The organism is uncultured Lamprocystis sp. (assembly GCF_903933125.1).
Classification (GTDB): Bacteria; Pseudomonadota; Gammaproteobacteria; order Chromatiales; family Chromatiaceae; genus Thiodictyon.
This window is the reverse complement of record NZ_CAIZIZ010000428.1, coordinates 1-15,718: the sequence shown is the minus strand read 5'-3', so window position 1 is coordinate 15,718 and position 15,718 is coordinate 1. Positions and strand designations below refer to the sequence as shown.

16 protein-coding genes are annotated in these 15,718 nt (G+C 65.4%); 8 read left to right on the top strand and 8 right to left on the bottom strand.

From position 1 onward, the window contains the following. Positions 1-91 precede the first annotated feature (91 nt). Positions 92-577, bottom strand: a complete 486-nt coding sequence (locus QZY03_RS22855; protein WP_295584901.1) for a phasin family protein — start codon at positions 575-577, stop codon at positions 92-94. A gap of 327 nt (positions 578-904) precedes the next feature. Here QZY03_RS22855 and bktB point away from each other — a divergent pair, with 327 nt between their 5' ends. After that, positions 905-2,089 carry a beta-ketothiolase BktB gene (bktB, locus tag QZY03_RS22850; protein WP_295584899.1) on the top strand — a complete coding sequence of 395 codons (1,185 nt, stop codon included), beginning with the start codon at positions 905-907 and terminating at the stop codon, positions 2,087-2,089. A 120-nt stretch (positions 2,090-2,209) separates the two neighbouring features. On the opposite strand, the gene QZY03_RS22845 is transcribed toward bktB, so the two are convergent. The 7 genes from QZY03_RS22845 to QZY03_RS22815 all read right to left on the bottom strand — a co-directional run bounded on the left by QZY03_RS22845 (position 2,210) and on the right by QZY03_RS22815 (position 8,194). Beyond that, on the bottom strand, positions 2,210-3,001 hold the full coding sequence (locus QZY03_RS22845; RefSeq protein ID WP_295584897.1) for an ABC transporter ATP-binding protein: 792 nt from the start codon (positions 2,999-3,001) through the stop codon (positions 2,210-2,212). Continuing rightward, positions 2,998-3,810 carry an ABC transporter permease gene (locus QZY03_RS22840; protein ID WP_295584896.1) on the bottom strand — a complete coding sequence of 271 codons (813 nt, stop codon included), beginning with the start codon at positions 3,808-3,810 and terminating at the stop codon, positions 2,998-3,000. The genes QZY03_RS22845 and QZY03_RS22840 overlap by 4 nt, the downstream gene beginning before the upstream one ends. A gap of 362 nt (positions 3,811-4,172) precedes the next feature. Then, positions 4,173-5,627, bottom strand: coding sequence for a ribonuclease G (gene rng / locus QZY03_RS22835; protein WP_295584894.1), 1,455 nt, complete (start codon positions 5,625-5,627; stop codon positions 4,173-4,175). Then, entirely contained in the window at positions 5,624-6,277 is a 654-nt protein-coding gene (locus QZY03_RS22830) for a nucleoside triphosphate pyrophosphatase (RefSeq protein WP_295584892.1), read from the bottom strand. The genes rng and QZY03_RS22830 overlap by 4 nt, the downstream gene beginning before the upstream one ends. Positions 6,278-6,489: 212 nt before the next feature. Further along, the gene (gene rlmH / locus QZY03_RS22825; protein ID WP_295584891.1) at positions 6,490-6,960 is read right to left on the bottom strand and encodes a 23S rRNA (pseudouridine(1915)-N(3))-methyltransferase RlmH; all 471 of its coding nucleotides are present in this window, start codon (positions 6,958-6,960) and stop codon (positions 6,490-6,492) included. A 15-nt stretch (positions 6,961-6,975) separates the two neighbouring features. After that, positions 6,976-7,212: a hypothetical protein gene (locus QZY03_RS22820; RefSeq protein ID WP_295584889.1), complete on the bottom strand. Its 237-nt coding sequence runs from the start codon at positions 7,210-7,212 to the stop codon at positions 6,976-6,978. A 130-nt stretch (positions 7,213-7,342) separates the two neighbouring features. Then, a complete protein-coding gene (locus QZY03_RS22815; RefSeq protein WP_295584887.1) occupies positions 7,343-8,194 on the bottom strand; it encodes an SDR family NAD(P)-dependent oxidoreductase in 852 nt (283 codons plus the stop codon). A 316-nt stretch (positions 8,195-8,510) separates the two neighbouring features. On the opposite strand from QZY03_RS22815, the gene QZY03_RS22810 reads away from it, so the two are divergent. From QZY03_RS22810 to QZY03_RS22780, 7 genes are all read left to right on the top strand, one after another. After that, positions 8,511-9,572: a homocysteine S-methyltransferase family protein gene (locus tag QZY03_RS22810; RefSeq protein ID WP_295584885.1), complete on the top strand. Its 1,062-nt coding sequence runs from the start codon at positions 8,511-8,513 to the stop codon at positions 9,570-9,572. A 16-nt stretch (positions 9,573-9,588) separates the two neighbouring features. Further along, positions 9,589-12,159 carry a leucine--tRNA ligase gene (gene leuS / locus QZY03_RS22805; RefSeq protein WP_295584902.1) on the top strand — a complete coding sequence of 857 codons (2,571 nt, stop codon included), beginning with the start codon at positions 9,589-9,591 and terminating at the stop codon, positions 12,157-12,159. 5 nt (positions 12,160-12,164) lie between these two features. Further along, a complete protein-coding gene (gene lptE / locus QZY03_RS22800; RefSeq protein WP_295584883.1) occupies positions 12,165-12,665 on the top strand; it encodes an LPS assembly lipoprotein LptE in 501 nt (166 codons plus the stop codon). 6 nt (positions 12,666-12,671) lie between these two features. Next, positions 12,672-13,700 (top strand): DNA polymerase III subunit delta, encoded by a 1,029-nt coding sequence (holA, locus tag QZY03_RS22795; protein ID WP_295584881.1) that lies wholly within the window; start codon positions 12,672-12,674, stop codon positions 13,698-13,700. Between the two features lie 331 nt (positions 13,701-14,031). Next, entirely contained in the window at positions 14,032-14,547 is a 516-nt protein-coding gene (locus tag QZY03_RS22790) for a DUF6398 domain-containing protein (RefSeq protein WP_295584879.1), read from the top strand. A gap of 282 nt (positions 14,548-14,829) precedes the next feature. After that, positions 14,830-15,129 (top strand): DUF1778 domain-containing protein, encoded by a 300-nt coding sequence (locus QZY03_RS22785; RefSeq protein WP_295584877.1) that lies wholly within the window; start codon positions 14,830-14,832, stop codon positions 15,127-15,129. A 1-nt stretch (position 15,130) separates the two neighbouring features. Continuing rightward, on the top strand, positions 15,131-15,604 hold the full coding sequence (locus tag QZY03_RS22780) for a GNAT family N-acetyltransferase (RefSeq protein ID WP_295584875.1): 474 nt from the start codon (positions 15,131-15,133) through the stop codon (positions 15,602-15,604). The last annotated feature ends 114 nt before the right edge of the window (positions 15,605-15,718 follow it).

The window sequence follows — 15,718 nt, the reverse complement described above, 5'->3', positions numbered from 1 at the left end:
CCTACGTCCGTAGGGTCCGCTGTGCGGACCGCCGACCGCGCGAGGCCACGCAACGCCGGGCGGGGTGTCGCCACCGCGCCCGGCAGCGGCATCAGGCCTTGTCGCCCGTCTTGTCGCCGGGCTTCGTCATCAGGCTCTGCAGTTCAGCCAGACCGTCGTTCATCCGCGTCTGGATGATCTCCAGGGACGCGGTATTGGACTTGGTCATCATGTCCGCCAGTTCCTTCATGTTGGCGGCGGCCTTGTCGAACGTCTGCTTGGCAATTTCAGCCTGGCGCGCGGCAAGTTCCTGGGCATCTTTGGCCGAGGACAGCTCGGTGCCGACGACGCGCACCTGCTCCAGGGCGTCCTTGACGATCTCGGCCTGACGCTTGACCAGGGCCAGCATCCCCTCGTTGGCGACCCGCGTCGCCGAGGTCACGGCCTCGACGTTCTTGCGGTAAGCCGCCATCATCGCATCCATATCCAGGCCAGGTATTTTCATCTGTTTGAATATCGTCTCAAAATCGCCAAATGGGTTCTTGGTATCAGACATTTTAGGGTCTCTTTCGGTTGGTTGATTCGCCGCATCGAGCACGGCAACTCGGGGGACTTTATTTTAACCTGTCCCATGGGTCAAATCAGGCTCAATACGCTTGCCTGCGGATCACCGCCGCGAACGCGTCCGGCATGCGGGTCGTCGGCCCGCGGCCGGCGCGGCGCAAGCCCGACAGTGGGCACCCCGGGACCGCAAAACCAGGGGTAGGATGCGCAAGGCACTTGCAGGAAACCGACTCCTCTTGCAGGATGTCTGGTCCCGTGACCCCATCCGGCCGACCGCGGGGATGGAACGATCGAGACCGGCCCTCGCCAGGCAACCGGAAATACCAAGAAACCACCAACAACATCGAGGAGTGAAGACAACATGAGTCATCCCGAAATCGCCCTGCTCTCCGGCGTCCGCACCGCGATCGGCGACTACGGCGGCGCCCTCAAGGACGTCCCGCCCACGCAGCTCGCCGCTCTGGTGATCCGCGAGTCGATCGCCCGCTCCGGGGTCCCCGCCGCCGAATTCCAGGCCTGCGTCTTCGGCAACGTGATCCACACCGAACCCAAGGACATGTATCTGTCGCGGGTAGCCTCCGTCGCCGCCGGTCTGCCCCACGAGAGCCAGGCATTCACCCTCAACCGGCTCTGCGGCTCCGGCCTCCAGGCCATCGTCTGCGCCGCCCAGCAGATCCTGCTCGGCGACCTGCAGATCGCGGTCGCCGGCGGCGCTGAGAGCATGTCCCGCGGGCTCTACGGCCTGGCCACCGCCCGCTGGGGTCAGCGCATGGGTGACGGCACCATGATGGACATGATGGTCGGCGCACTCACCGACCCGTTCGATACCATCCACATGGGCATCACCGCCGAGAACGTGGCCGCGCACTACGGGGTCAACCGGGCGGACCAGGACGCGCTGGCCGTGCTGTCGCACCAACGCGCCGCCGCCGCCCAGGCCGCCGGACGCTTCAAAGACCAGATCGTCCCCGTCGAGCTCAAGACCCGCAAGGGCGTCACCCTGTTCGAGATCGACGAACACGTGCGCGCCGACGCGAGCCTGGAGGGCATGGCCAAGCTGCGTACCGCCTTCAAACCCGACGGCACCGTGACCGCGGGCAACGCATCGGGCATCAATGACGCGGCGGCCGCCGTGGTCGTGATGGACGGCGCCACCGCACGGGCACGCGGACTCAAGCCGATGGCGCGGCTGGTGGGCTACAGCCTGGCCGGTGTCGAGCCCAAGCACATGGGCATCGGTCCCATCCCCGCGGTGCAGCAAGTGCTGGCCAAGACCGGCCTGTCGGTCGCCGACATGGACGTGATCGAGCTCAACGAAGCCTTTGCCGCCCAGGCCCTGGCCTGTACCCGTGAGTTGAAACTGGGTGGGGACAAGGTCAACCCGAACGGGTCCGGCATCTCGCTCGGCCACCCCATCGGCGCCACCGGGGCCATTGTCACCGTCAAGGCCATGCATGAGTTGCAGCGCAGCGGCGGGCGTTATGGGCTGATCTCCATGTGCATCGGCGGCGGCCAGGGCATCGCGGCCATCATCGAACGCTGGTAGGACAGCGCACCCGGCACATCCGGGTGAAACCTCATACCGCGTCGCCTGATCAACGACGACCGGTGTGAGGCTCAGGCAGGCGACGTGAAGCCATCGGGGCTTCGCGTCGCTTTTTTTGTGTCACGGCCGCCCCGTCAAAATATAGCGCAGATCGAGCCGCTCGGGCAAAACCGCCGTGAGTTCGCTCGGCGATCCGTAAAAGGCCATGTGGCCGCGTTCCAACACCGCGATGCAGTCACAGGCCTCGCCCAGGGCGTCCGCCCGGTTGTCGGTGGCAATCAGGGTCAGGCGGCGGATCTCGCGCTGCGCCCGCAGCACTTGGAGCGTCTCAATGGCGGCGGCCGGGTCCAGTCCGTCGGTAAGCCCATCCCACACCAGCAGGCTCGGCCCGCTGATCAGCGCGCGGGCCAATTCGACCTGACGTCGCTGGCCCAGTGAGAGATCGCGCGGCAGATGATTCTCCAATCCGTCCAGGCGCAGCGTGGCGATCACCAGGCGCGCCGCGCGTGCCTGCTGCGCCCGCCCGCCGGGCAGGTCGCGCAGGGGCAGCAACAGGTTCTCGATCACGCTGCGATGCTCCAGCAGTGAGCCGCCCTGGAGCACGGCGCCCATCTGCCCGCGCAACGCGGTCATGGCCCGGACACTCAGACCCTGCAGATCCTGACCCAGGACGCGCACCGTCCCCGCGGACGGCGCGTCCAGGCCGAGGATCAGGCGCGTCAGCAAACTCTTGCCCGCGCCGTTGGGGCCGACGATCAGAAGCCAGGCCCCGCGCGGCAGCCGGAGGTTAATATCCGCCAGGGCGCAGTGCCCGCTGACATGTTGATAGACGTCGGTCAGCTCCAGCGCCCACTCGGGAACCGGTTCCGCGAGCACGTCCGCCGTTGCGTCCGGATCGAATGCCGCGCTCACTGCCGCACCAGCAGGATGATCGCCAGGTCGGCGATGAGAATGACGGTGACCGCGCCGATCATGGTCCGGGTGGCCGCCTCGCCGATGTTCAGGGGATCCCGGCCCGCGGCCGTGCCGTTGACCGTGGCGATCAGCGCGATCAATAGCGCGAAGAGCATGGGTTTGAGAATGGCTTCCAGCAGGTCTCCGGGCCCCAGGGCGCCGGCAAGTGAATCCAGAAACAGCGCCGGCGGGACATTCGCCACCAGCCACAGCCACAAAAAGGTCGCGGCAAAGGTGACCAGACTGCCCCACACCGCAAAGGCGAAACTCATGATCAGCATGGCCAGCAGCGCCGGGGCCAGGGTGTAGGTCAGCGGGTCGATCCCGGTGATCAGCAATCCATCCACCTCGCCCCGCACCGAGAGCGCGGCCTGACGCACCGCCAGGGCCACCCCGGCGCGGCCCGCCACCAGGATCCCCACCAGAATCGGCACCAACTCCATGACCAGCGCATAGTTGATCGACAACAGCACCAGCCCGGGCAAGTTGAAGCGCTCCAGAATCGACTCGGTCTGATGGCCCAGGATGGCGCCGACGATGATCCCGACCAGGGTCATGGCCGGTAAGATGGTTAGCCCGGATTGGCGCAGCGACCAGGCGAAGGCCGGCAGGTCGAGGCGTCCCCGCCCCAGCAGAATCCGCAGATAGAGTCCAAGGCAGCGCCGCAATGCCAGTGCCGCGAGGCCCAGGCCCTCAATCCAGCCGAGCGGCCAGGTCCCGGCACGGGGCGGCCAAGCGGGCGCGTCGCGATTCAGGTCTGCGGCCATGGTCAGGCGAGGCGCCTGAGACAAAAGATCCAACGCACTGCGATCTCCCCCGCCATCGCTGGCCGGAAGTGGCGCACTGGTCGAGGCTTTACCGTGAAAGTCCGGCCAGGACCTCGTGGGAGCGGCGTCCCGCCGCGATGCGGTGCCGCGGTGACCGCTAACGCTGCGGCTACGCGCCCGACCCCGTCGCGGCGGGACGCCGCTCCCACAGGGCCGCGCTGCGCGACTTTCATGTAAGCGTCGACCCCCGGTTTTCTTGTGGCCGGAACGACGATCAAGGCCCCGGTTGCTGCCGCCCAAATTTGGAACTGCCGAGCTTCCACACTCTTGCTCTCTGTGTCCTCTATGGCAATTTTACCATTCTAAATCAACACGATATCATATTGCTCCTGAGAATAGAGCGCCTCGGCCTGCAGCCGGATGGGTCTGCCGATGAACTCCTCCAGCTCGGCCAGATGGGCGGACTCCTCGTCCAGCATCCGGTCCACGACTTCCTGCGAGGCCAGGACCAGCAGGGTTTCGACCTCGAACTGGCGCGATTCGCGCAAGATCTCCCGAAAAATCTCATAGCAGGTGGTCTCGGCGGTCTTGACCGAACCGCGTCCACCGCAGCAGGGGCAGGGCTCGCACAGCACATGCTCCAGTGACTCGCGGGTGCGCTTGCGAGTCATCTCCACCAGCCCCAGCGACGAGACCTCGGTGATGTGGGTCTTGGCGTGATCGCGCGCCAGCGCCTTCTCCAGCGCCCGCATGACCTGGCGCTTATGCTCTTCCTCGGTCATATCGATGAAATCGATGATGATAATGCCGCCCAGGTTGCGCAGCCGCAATTGACGGCAGATCGCCTGGGCCGCTTCCAGGTTGGTCTTGAAGATGGTCTCTTCCAGATTGCGATGCCCGACGAAGGCGCCGGTGTTGACATCGATCGTCGTCATGGCCTCGGTCTGATCGATCACCAGATGACCGCCGGATTTCAGACTCACCTTACGCAGCAGGGCTTTTTTGATCTCCTCCTCCACCCCGTAGAGGTCGAACAGCGGGCGCTCGCCCTGATACTGCTCGATGCGGTCCTTGATCTCCGGGATGTACTTGGCGGCGAAGGGGATCGCTTTCTCGACCATGGCGCGTGAGTCGATGCGCACCCGCTCCACCTCCGGAGTGACCAGATCGCGCAGCGCACGCAGGGCCAGCGGCAGATCGTCATGGATGAGTCCGATCTGGGTGGCCTGGAGACACCGCTCCCGCACCCCGCGCCACAGCTTGGCGAGGAACTCCATGTCCTTCACCAGCGCCTCCTCGACGACTCCCTCCGCGGCCGTGCGGGCAATGAAACCGCCCTGGCCCGGATGCGCCTCCACATAGCGCGCCAGGATATCGCGCAGGCGGCGGCGCTCTTCCTCGTCCTCGATCTTCTGGGACACCCCGGTGCTGGAGAGCGCGGGCATGCACACCAGATAGCGCGAGGCCACCGAGATATTGGTCGTCAGGCGCGCGCCCTTGGTGCCCAAGGGATCCTTGACCACCTGCACCACCATCTCGTCACCCTCGTGGACCAGCTCGTTGATATGTTCGCCGCGCGGCTCGCCCTCGGCACCGATAATGTCGGACGCGTGCAGGAAGGCCGCGCGATCCAGACCGATCTCGATGAACGCGGCCTGCATCCCCGGCAGCACCCGCACCACCCGACCTTTGTAGACATTGCCCACCAGACCGCAGCGTTCGGCGCGCTCGATGATGATCTCGTGCACCACACCGTTCTCCACCACGGCGACCCGGGTCTCCGGCGGGGTGACATTGATCAGGATTTCTTCGCTCATGGGGTCGTCTCGGTGGGAACCTGCGCGGTCGGAACGGACGCCCGGACGGCCGTGTTGGGAATGAGTTCGATCCCGGCCTGCCCCAGCAGCCGCCCGGTCTCGAACAGCGGCAACCCCATGACACCGGAATAACTGCCGTTGAGACCGGCGATGAAGAGCGCGCCCAGACCCTGGATGCCGTAGCCTCCGGCCTTGTCCTGGGGCTCGCCGGTGAGCCAATAACGCAGGCACTCGTCCTGTGTGAGCGACCGGAAGGTCACCCGGCTCTCGGACAGATCGGTCCGCTCCCCGTCCGGCGCAATCAGCGCGACCGCGGTCAACACCCGATGCGAGCGCCCGGACAGGGCCTGCATCATCGCCAGACAGTCCTCCAGGGTCGCGGGCTTGCCCAGGATGTGCTCCCCCACCACGACCGTAGTATCCGCGCCCAGCACCGGGCGGGCGTCGCCCGGCGGAAGGGCCGCGTACGCCTGCCGCGCCTTCTCCAGGGCCACACGCAGCACATAATCCTCCGGGTGCTCGCCGGGGTGGCGGGTCTCGTCGACCTCGGCCTCCACCACCGCGAACCGCACCCCGATCTGGGTCAGGAGCTCGCGTCGGCGTGGTGAACGGGAGGCAAGATAAATCTGGGGATCAGCGTCGGACATCATCAACTTAACTTGTCTACCGAACAGTCGCGGGCGGCGGGATTTCGATGAGTATACAGAGCGATAAAGAACTCCGCCGCGTTCTGCGCGAAGCCCGTAGGGTCCGCTGCGCGGACCAACAACCTTGCAGTCGGCCAAACCACCGGGATGAAGATCGGCCGGTCCGCAGCGCGGACCAGCGCCAAACCGCAAGGCACCCACCAAACCGCCGCATCTCAACCCCGATGGTAAGGATGCCCCTTGAGCAAACTCCAGGCCCGGTAAACCTGTTCGGCCAGGATCACCCGCACCAGTGGGTGCGGAAAGGTGAGGCGCGACAACGACCAACACTGATCCGCGCGCTCCAGACAGGCCGGGGCCAACCCATCGGGCCCACCCACCAGCAGCGCCTGATCCCGCCCGCCGCCCAGCCATCCAGCCAACTGGCGGGCCAAATCCTCGGTGCTCCAGCCCTGGCCACGCCCATCCAACGCGACCACCCCGGCACCCTTGGGAATCGACTTGAGCAGACGCGCGGCCTCATCCTGCCGGGCCAACTCCGCACCGCCGGTCTTGCCCCGATGCAGCGGGTCCACCTCGATCAGATGCAGCGCGCACTCCGGGGGCAGGCGTCGGGCATACTCCTGATAGCCGGCCTCCACCCAGTCGGGCATCCGGCGCCCGACGCAAATCAGATGGATACGCATCGGCGGCGCGCGCGCTCAGTCCAGGGTCGGCCCCAAAATGACCTCCAGCACCTCGAAGCCGCGCTCCTCCAAGGCATCGATCACATCCTCCACCGGCACCCGCCCGGCCCCCGGCGCGCGCGCCGACTCCAGGGCGGCGATCAGCCCGGTCACCAGGCGATAAGCTTCAGTGCTGCCCAGGTCGCGCGGCAGCCGCAGCAGGCGCATTCGCGCCGGGTCTGCATTCGGCAACAGCATGAGTTGTTCGGCCATGGGTCTGTCCTCGTGGCGCGGCGGCCGGTTGGCCCCCGCTGGTGGGGATCATAGCCGGGGGAGCATCGGTGCCGCCAATGCGGGAGCATCTCAGAGTGCGCTGCGCTTATCCGCCTCTGCTCGGTAGCCTTTAGGCCAGACGCGTGAACCCCGCGCTGATCTCCCACAACCGCTGATTGGCGGCGGCGTCCTGGGACTGGGCGGGGGCCGGTATGGGTTTACGGTCGCTGTAATAGCCGCCTGTGATGCCGGCCATCGCGGGGTCGGTGGCCAGATAGAGCACGCGTCGTGCAGCCTGTTCGGGGGTCGGTAAGGCCCAGCCGACCAAGCGGTCGACCACCCGCCAGAACCACCCTTGGGCGCCGTCCGTCCCGCCCAGATTGGAGCGGAACACACCGGGGAAACAGCAGTTGGCCGTCACCCCGCTCCCGGCGAGGCGCCGCGCTAACTCGAAGGTGAAGTGGAGGTTACCGAGCTTGGATTGTCCGTAGGCCTGCATCAGCCGGTACGGTCGCCGCTCCCAGTTCAGATCGCTGAAATCCATCGCCGTGTTGATGCGCGTCCCCACGTTGACGATACGCGCGGGCGCGGCGCCACGCAGGGGATCGAGCAACAGATTAGTGAGCAGGAACGGCGCCAGATGATTGACGGCCAGGGCCATCTCGATGCCGTCCGGGCTGAGCCGCCGGGCCGGGAAGGCGGTGCCGACGTTGTTTATCAGCAGGTGCAGCCGGTCGAATCGCTCCCGTACCTGCGCGGCCAAGCCGCGAATGGCCGCTTGGGAGGCCAGGTCCGCAACAAAGAGCTGTATGTGCGGATTGCCCGTCGCGGCCATAATCCCGTCGCGCGCGGCATTACGGCACACCATGAGCACCGTCGCGCCCTGCCCCGCCAGCGCCTCCGCGACCGCCCGACCCAGCCCGGAGTTGGCACCGGTCACCAGGGCGATACGGTCGATGAGCGGGGGCGTTTGATCATCCATCGCAGACACCGATTTGAGGGTGGATTGCGGAACAGGTTCGTTCTGCGGCAGATCAGCCTGATATGCGCGAAATCAAGACCACGCGTGGGATCGAACGGCTGGGCTGAGAGACCCCGGCGATGGCAATCAAGGAACTGCGGGTGTATTGGCGGACGACCTTGATCGTCGACAGCCGACCGCGAGGCGCTTCGGTTGCTTCAGCGACCGCCCCCCCCAGCCGGCCGATCCGACACCAACTGAACGGGCCGGCGCGGTTATACTGATGCATCGCCGCACCGGCCAGGTGCGCGCTCAGTAACCTCAGGCGGAATCAACCATGCCAAACCAGGCCCAGCCATCCTCCCGACTCGCCCAATTGCTGCACGAGCGCATCCTGATCCTTGATGGCGCCATGGGCACCATGATCCAGCGTTACCGGCTCGAGGAGGCGGACTATCGGGGCGAACGCTTCCAGGACTGGCCGTCGGATCTGAAAGGAAACAATGATCTGCTGGTGCTGACCAAACCCGCGGTGATCCGCGAAATCCACGAGCAGTACCTGGAGGCCGGGGCCGACATTCTGGAGACCAACACCTTCAACGGCAATCGGCTGTCCCAGGCGGATTACGGGCTGCAGGACTATGCCGCCGAGATCGACACGGCCGCCGCATTGCTCGCGCGGGACTGTGCGGACCGCTTCACGGCACTGAATCCGGCCAAACCGCGCTTTGTCGCCGGGGTGCTCGGCCCGACCAGCAAGACGGCCAGTATCTCACCGGAGGTGAACGATCCGGGCGCCCGCAACACCCATTTCGACGAACTGGTGACCATCTATGCCGAGGCGACCCGCGCCCTGATCGCCGGGCGGGTGGACGCTATCCTGATCGAGACCATCTTCGACACCCTGAACGCCAAGGCGGCGGCCTTCGCGGTGGATCAGGTCTTCGAGGAAGACGGTCTGGTGCTGCCGGTGATGATCTCCGGCACCATCACCGACGCCTCCGGCCGTACTCTGTCGGGCCAAACGGTGGAGGCCTTCTACAACAGCCTGCGCCATGTCCGACCCCTGTCGATCGGGCTCAATTGCGCGCTCGGGCCGGATGCGCTGCGGCCGCATGTTGAGGACCTGGCGCGGGTGGCCGAGTTCTGTACCTCTTTCCACCCCAATGCTGGCCTGCCGAATGAAATGGGCGAGTACGACATGACGCCGGAGCAGATGGCCGCGCACATCGCCGAGTGGGTCGACTCCGGCTTCGTCAACATTGTCGGCGGCTGCTGCGGCAGCACCCCGGCGCACATCCGCGCCATCGCCGCCGCGGTGGCCGACAAGCCGCCGCGCCAGCCGCGCGCGCACGACCATCGGCTGCGCCTGTCCGGATTGGAGGCCTTCAATGCCTGAACAGCAGCGACCGCCCATGCCGCATGACTATGATCCGCGCGCCGTCGAGAGCGCGGCCCAGACGTTCTGGAACACGCGCCAGAGCTTCAAGGCGGTGGAAGATCCGGCGCGCGAGAAGTTCTATTGTCTGGCGATGTTTCCCTACCCGTCCGGCCGGCTGCACATGGGCCATGTGCGCAACTACACCATCGGCGACGTGATCGCCCGCTATCAGCGGATGCAGGGCAAGAACGTACTCCAGCCGATGGGCTGGGATGCCTTCGGCCTGCCGGCGGAGAACGCGGCGATCAAGCACGGCATCCCGCCCTCGCAGTGGACCCGCAGCAACGTCGCCTACATGAAAGGCCAATTGCAGAGCCTGGGGTTCGGCTACGACTGGGAGCGCGAACTGGCGACCTGCGATCCGGACTATTACCGCTGGGAGCAGTGGCTCTTCACCCGCTTGATGGAGAAGGGTCTGGCCTACCGGGCGACCGCGCTGGTCAACTGGGATCCGGTCGATCAGACGGTGCTGGCCAACGAGCAGGTGATCGACGGTAAGGGTTGGCGCTCCGGCGCCCCGGTGGAAAAGCGCGAGATCGAACAGTGGTCGGTGCGCATCACCGACTATGCCCAGGAGTTGCTCGACGCCTTGGACGGGCTCAGCGGCTGGCCCGATCAGGTGCGCACCATGCAGCGCAACTGGATCGGCCGGTCCGAGGGGGTCTACATGGAATTCGGGATTGCCGGCTCAGATGAGGTACTGGGCATCTACACTACCCGCCCGGACACCCTGATGGGCGTCACCTACATGGCCGTGGCCGCCGAGCACCCGCTGGCCCGACGCGCCGCCGAGACCAACCCTGACCTGGCCGCCTTCATCGAAGAGTGCCGCCAAGGCGGGGTCTCGGAGGCCGAGATCGAGACCATGGAAAAGAAGGGTCATCGGCTCGGGATCGACGCCCTGCATCCCATCACCGGTGAAGCCGTGCCGGTCTTCGCCGCCAATTTCGTGCTCATGGGCTACGGCACCGGGGCGGTGATGGCGGTGCCTGGACACGATCAGCGCGATTGGGAGTTCGCCGAAAAATACGATATCCCCAAACGTCAGGTCATTTATTCGGCGGACGACAGCCCCTGCGACATCGCGACCTGCGCCTATGTGGAGAAGGGCGTCCTGCGCAACTCCGGCCCATTCGACGGCCTGACCTCGGCGCAAGCCGTTGACGCCGTCGCGAACTGGCTGGCCGAGCGCGGCAAGGGCGAGAAGCGCGTCCACTTCAGGCTGCGCGACTGGGGCGTCTCCCGCCAGCGCTACTGGGGCTGCCCGATCCCGGTCGTCCACACCGCCGACGGCGGCGTGCGCGCAGAGACCGACCTCCCTGTCCGCCTCCCCGAGGACGTCGTCGTCGACGGCTCCGGCTCGCCCCTGAAGCGAATGCCCTCATTCTCGAATCTCCCCAGCGGGGAGAGTCGAGAAACCGACACCTTCGATACCTTCTTCGAGTCGAGCTGGTACTACGCCCGCTTCTGCTCCCCCGACTGCACCACCGCCATGCTGGATGAGCGCGCCCGCTACTGGCTGCCGGTGGATCAGTATGTGGGCGGCATCGAGCATGCGGTGCTCCATCTGCTCTATGCCCGCTTCTTCCACAAACTGATGCGTGACGAGGGCTTGGTCGACTGCGACGAGCCTTTCACGCGCCTGCTCACCCAAGGCATGGTCATCGCCGAAACCTGGTACCGCGACGGCGCGGACGGCCGCAAGGACTGGTTCAATCCGGCCGAGGTCAGGGTCACCCGCGATGAGAAAGGCAAGCTGCTGCACGCCGTGCTCGCGGCGGACGGCCTGCCCGTGACCTTCGGCGGCATTGAGAAGATGTCCAAGTCCAAGAACAACGGGGTGGACCCGGAGTCACTGATCGAACGTTACGGGGCCGATACGGTGCGGCTCTATACGATGTTCACCTCGCCGCCGGATCAGTCGCTGGAGTGGAACGACGACGGCGTGGAGGGTGCCTTCCGCTTCATCAAGCGCCTGTGGACGCTGGCAACGGTCAATGCCGGGCCTATCATGGGGGCCGGTACGGCGCAGAACCTGGACTTGAGCCAGGAGGCAGGGGCCGCCGTCGCCCGCCGCGAGGTCCATGCCGCGCTCAAGAAATCACGCTTCGACTATGAGCGCCAGCAGTACAACACCGTGGTCTCCGGCTGCATGACGATGGTCAATGCGCTCTACAAGCTGGATGACTCCCCGGCTGCAGCGGCGGTGCTGCGCGAGGGCGTCAGCATCTGTCTGCGTCTCCTGGCCCCGATCGCGCCCCATGTCACCCACCATCTGTGGCGCGAACTCGGCTTCGGCGAGGACATCCTGAACGCCCCCTGGCCGGCGGTCGATGAATCCGCGCTCAAACAGGACAGCGTCGATTATGTGGTGCAGGTCAACGGCAAGGTCCGCGGCAAAGTGACGGTGCCGACCGCGGCGGATCGGGCCACGGTCGAGGCCGCCGCGCGCGCCGCCGAGTGCGTGCGCCGGTTCACGGACACCGCCCCGGTCCGCAAGGTCATCGTGGTGCCCGGTAAGCTGGTGAACGTGGTGACGGGCTGAGTGCCATGATCAGCAGGCGCGCATTCACGGCGGCGCTGCCCGGTCTAACGCTGGCGCTGCTGACCGGCTGCGGATTTCGGCTGCGCGGCACCCTGGACCTTCCGGAGACGCTGTCGCTGCTGTACATCCAGGCGGGCGGCGGTTCACAGGTCAAGCGGGCGATCGAGGATCAACTCTCCGGCAGCGCACTCGCCCTGGCCGCCACCCCCGCCGAGGCCAAGCTCATCGTGCGTATCCTTTCGGAAGGGCGCTCGTCGCGGGTAGTTGCCACCGACTTCAGCGGCAAGGTCCTGGCTTATGACCTACGGTTTCTGGTCTCCTATGACGCGGTGTCGGCCGACGGAACAACACGGGCGCCGCAACAAACCCTGGATCTCTCGCGCACCTTCGACAACCCGGACGTGGAAGTGCTGGGCAAGCAGCTCGAGGAGGAGCAGATCTACCAGGATTTCGCCAGCGATGCCGCGGACCGCATCCTGATGCGCCTGCGCACCACCCTGCGCTGAACGACCATGCGCTTGCGTTTCACCCAACTCCCGGAACACCTCGCGCGCGGCTTGTCCCCGGTCTATCTGATCTGCGGCGATGAGCCCTTTCAGCTCGGCGAGGCCGCGCGCCTGATCCGCACCGCCGCGCGGACCGCGGGTTTCGACGAACGCGAGGTGCTCGACCAGGATGCGCAATTCGACTGGGGCGCACTGGGCGCGAGCGCGAGCGCCATGTCGCTGTTCAGTCAGCGTAAATTGATCGACCTGCGGTTGAGCAGCGGCAAGATCGGCAAGGACGGCAGCGCCGCGCTACGCGCCTACTGCGCGCGGCCCTGTCCCGACAACCTCCTGCTGGTGACCGCACCCGGACTGGAACGCAAGGAGCTGGAAAACCAATGGGTCAAATCACTGGATGCCGTTGGCGCGGTGGTTCAGGTGTGGCCGCTCAAGGGACGGGAACTGGCTCAGTGGCTGAGTCAGCGGCTCACGGCCGCAGGATTCGTACCGGAGCCGGGAGCGGCTGAATTGCTGGCGGAGCGGGTCGAGGGCAACCTGATGGCCGCGGTGCAGGAAATCGAAAAACTGCGGCTGCTGCGTGACCCCGGCCCCCTGCCCCTGGAGGACCTCCTGGGGACCCTGGCGGACAGTGCGCGCTTCGACCTCTTTGCGTTGACCGATGCCGCGGTCGCGGGCGATCGGGTGCGGGTCCACCGGGTGCTCGCGGTGTTGCGGGCCGAGGGCGTGGCGGAGATGCTGGTGCTGTGGGTTCTGGCGCGCGATCTGCGGATGCTGGCGGAAGCCGCCGGTGCCAAGGCGCGGACCGGCTCTGCGGCAGCGGTCTTCGCCGCTCATCGCGTCCCGCGACCGCGCCAGGACGGGGTCGAGCGCGCACTCGCGCGGCTCCAGCCGGGCCTCCTGCGCGGGCTGCTGCAAGCCTGCGCCCGCATCGACCGGGCCATCAAAGGACTTGGACCTGGCGATCCCTGGCACGGCCTGGAAGTGATCGCCGACCGGCTGGCCGGTGCTGTCGCGGGGCCGTCGACCCGGAAATAGCAGCCGGCGGTCAGCGTTGAGTTCGATGCTGCTCTATAGCCGTCGAACGTGATCACCGGACGTAGTACCACGTTCCGCCTACAGCTGCGGGAAAGCCGCCCTCGTCATTCCGGCAGGATGCCGGAATCCAGTGCCATGGATGGTACCTCGCAGCGAGCACGGACCCGCAAGATAAGATGGAACGCGCCAGTACCTGTAGGGGCGGGTTTCAAACCCGCCCCTACAGGAACGAAGACTCGATCAGGATAACCTGAAGCCGCGCGTCAGTAACAAGACCGGCTTTCCGCATGGACGGCCGGCGTCCAAGACCAGTACACCGAGGTAAGCAGACATGACAGACGACGGGGCGGGTGATCGATTGGAGCGGGTGCCGACGGCGCTCCAAGGTCGCTACGATGCGATCGTCGCATTCACTGATCAATGCTGTGAGCAGCATTTGACCGAAGAGTATCGTGATCTCTGTCGACGCCTTACGGCGAAATTGTGCCGCAAACGCCCCTCACCACTGGCCACGGGTAAAGCCAACACCTGGGCTTGCGGGATCGTTTACGCGATGGGTCGGGTCAACTTCCTGTTCGACAGCAGTCAGACACCGTACATGCGGGCGGATGAGTTGTGCTCGCATTTCGGTCTGAGCGCGAGCACCGGCTCGGCGAAATCGACAGCGATCCTGAACTTGCTGAACTCGGGGCAGGCCGATCCTCAGTGGAGCCTGCCGAGCCGACTCGCGGATAACCCAGTGGCTTGGCTGATCAAGGTGAACGGTTTTATCGTAGACGCCCGGCACGCTCCCCGCGAGGTGCAAGAGGAAGCCTTTCGGCGTGGGCTGATTCCCTATTTGCCATGAGCATCGCTTCCGGGCATCAGCGAATACGGATCGAACTGCGGTGAGGGTTTCGGTTCCTCGGCTGGTCTCCACAGTGTCGCTTAGCGGAGTTGCAGCGCGATCTCCGCGGCGGTATTCATCGCCGTGCCGGCCAAAGCGGCCATTCGGATTTATCCACAGATGACACAGATTTTCACAGATGAAGAAAAAGCGCAAATGCCTCTCCAAAGCAGACGTATTGACAACGTGCGCACACTCAGCTAAACCTAATGCATCCAGGCAACACACCCTAAGGAGCGCTTCATGCCATCCCCAAAATCCCAGGAGGCCAGCGGCCAGACGCGGGGCATCAATATCAACATTCGCGCCCAACGTAACCAGCGTGATCTGATCGACCAGGCGGCCGAGATCTTAGGAAAGACCCGCTCGGACTTCATGCTGGAGACGGCTTGCCGTGAGGCCGAGGACGTGTTGCTGGACCAGCGTGTATTTGTTCTTGGCGCTGAGAAGTTTGCGACGTTTCAGGCATTGCTGGACGCACCGCCTGCCGACAATCCCCGACTGCGCGCCTTGTTGGCAACCACAGCGCCCTGGGAGACCTGACTTGCCAACGGTTGGCACCTGGACGGCTCCGGCGCCCCTCGCGGCGACGCATGACCTGACGACCTTTGAGAGCGGTGAACCGACCCTCGACTACTGGCTGAAAACCCATGCCCTGCGCAAAGAAGGACGCGGCGCGTCGCGGACCTATGTGGTGTGTAACGATGATCATGTTATCGGGTACTACAGTCTGGCGACCGGTTCAATATGCAGCGAACTGGCGCCCGGACGTATCCGGCGCAATATGCCAAATCCGATTCCCGTCATGCTGCTCGGGCGCTTGGCGATCGATCGTGCGTGGCAGCGCCACGGCATCGGCAAGGCACTGCTGCGCGACGCCATTTTCCGCACGGCCACGGTGGCGCAACTGGTGGGAGTCAAAGCGCTGATGGTCCACGCCCTGTCCGATTCGGCGCGGCATTTTTATGAGGTTCATGGGTTTGATCCTTCACCGACGCATCCGCGCTCCCGGCCTTGATCATGGTTCCGGCCGCGACCCTGACCAGTTCCAAAATTTCTTGACAGGATTAACAGGATTAACAAGATTTACAAGATTGAAAAAGAATAACATCTTGTAAATCTTGTTAATCCT

What these genes read in the sequence shown, in the direction of transcription:
- bktB (WP_295584899.1), top strand. Translation starts at nt 905, where the DNA reads ATGAGTCATCCCGAAATCGCCCTGCTCTCCGGCGTCCGCACCGCGATC.
- QZY03_RS22840 (WP_295584896.1), bottom strand. Translation starts at nt 3,810, where the DNA reads ATGGCCGCAGACCTGAATCGCGACGCGCCCGCTTGGCCGCCCCGTGCC.
- rng (WP_295584894.1), bottom strand. Translation starts at nt 5,627, where the DNA reads ATGAGCGAAGAAATCCTGATCAATGTCACCCCGCCGGAGACCCGGGTC.
- QZY03_RS22830 (WP_295584892.1), bottom strand. Translation starts at nt 6,277, where the DNA reads ATGATGTCCGACGCTGATCCCCAGATTTATCTTGCCTCCCGTTCACCA.
- rlmH (WP_295584891.1), bottom strand. Translation starts at nt 6,960, where the DNA reads ATGCGTATCCATCTGATTTGCGTCGGGCGCCGGATGCCCGACTGGGTG.
- QZY03_RS22820 (WP_295584889.1), bottom strand. Translation starts at nt 7,212, where the DNA reads ATGGCCGAACAACTCATGCTGTTGCCGAATGCAGACCCGGCGCGAATG.
- QZY03_RS22815 (WP_295584887.1), bottom strand. Translation starts at nt 8,194, where the DNA reads ATGGATGATCAAACGCCCCCGCTCATCGACCGTATCGCCCTGGTGACC.
- QZY03_RS22810 (WP_295584885.1), top strand. Translation starts at nt 8,511, where the DNA reads ATGCCAAACCAGGCCCAGCCATCCTCCCGACTCGCCCAATTGCTGCAC.
- leuS (WP_295584902.1), top strand. Translation starts at nt 9,589, where the DNA reads ATGCCGCATGACTATGATCCGCGCGCCGTCGAGAGCGCGGCCCAGACG.
- lptE (WP_295584883.1), top strand. Translation starts at nt 12,165, where the DNA reads ATGATCAGCAGGCGCGCATTCACGGCGGCGCTGCCCGGTCTAACGCTG.
- holA (WP_295584881.1), top strand. Translation starts at nt 12,672, where the DNA reads ATGCGCTTGCGTTTCACCCAACTCCCGGAACACCTCGCGCGCGGCTTG.
- QZY03_RS22790 (WP_295584879.1), top strand. Translation starts at nt 14,032, where the DNA reads ATGACAGACGACGGGGCGGGTGATCGATTGGAGCGGGTGCCGACGGCG.
- QZY03_RS22785 (WP_295584877.1), top strand. Translation starts at nt 14,830, where the DNA reads ATGCCATCCCCAAAATCCCAGGAGGCCAGCGGCCAGACGCGGGGCATC.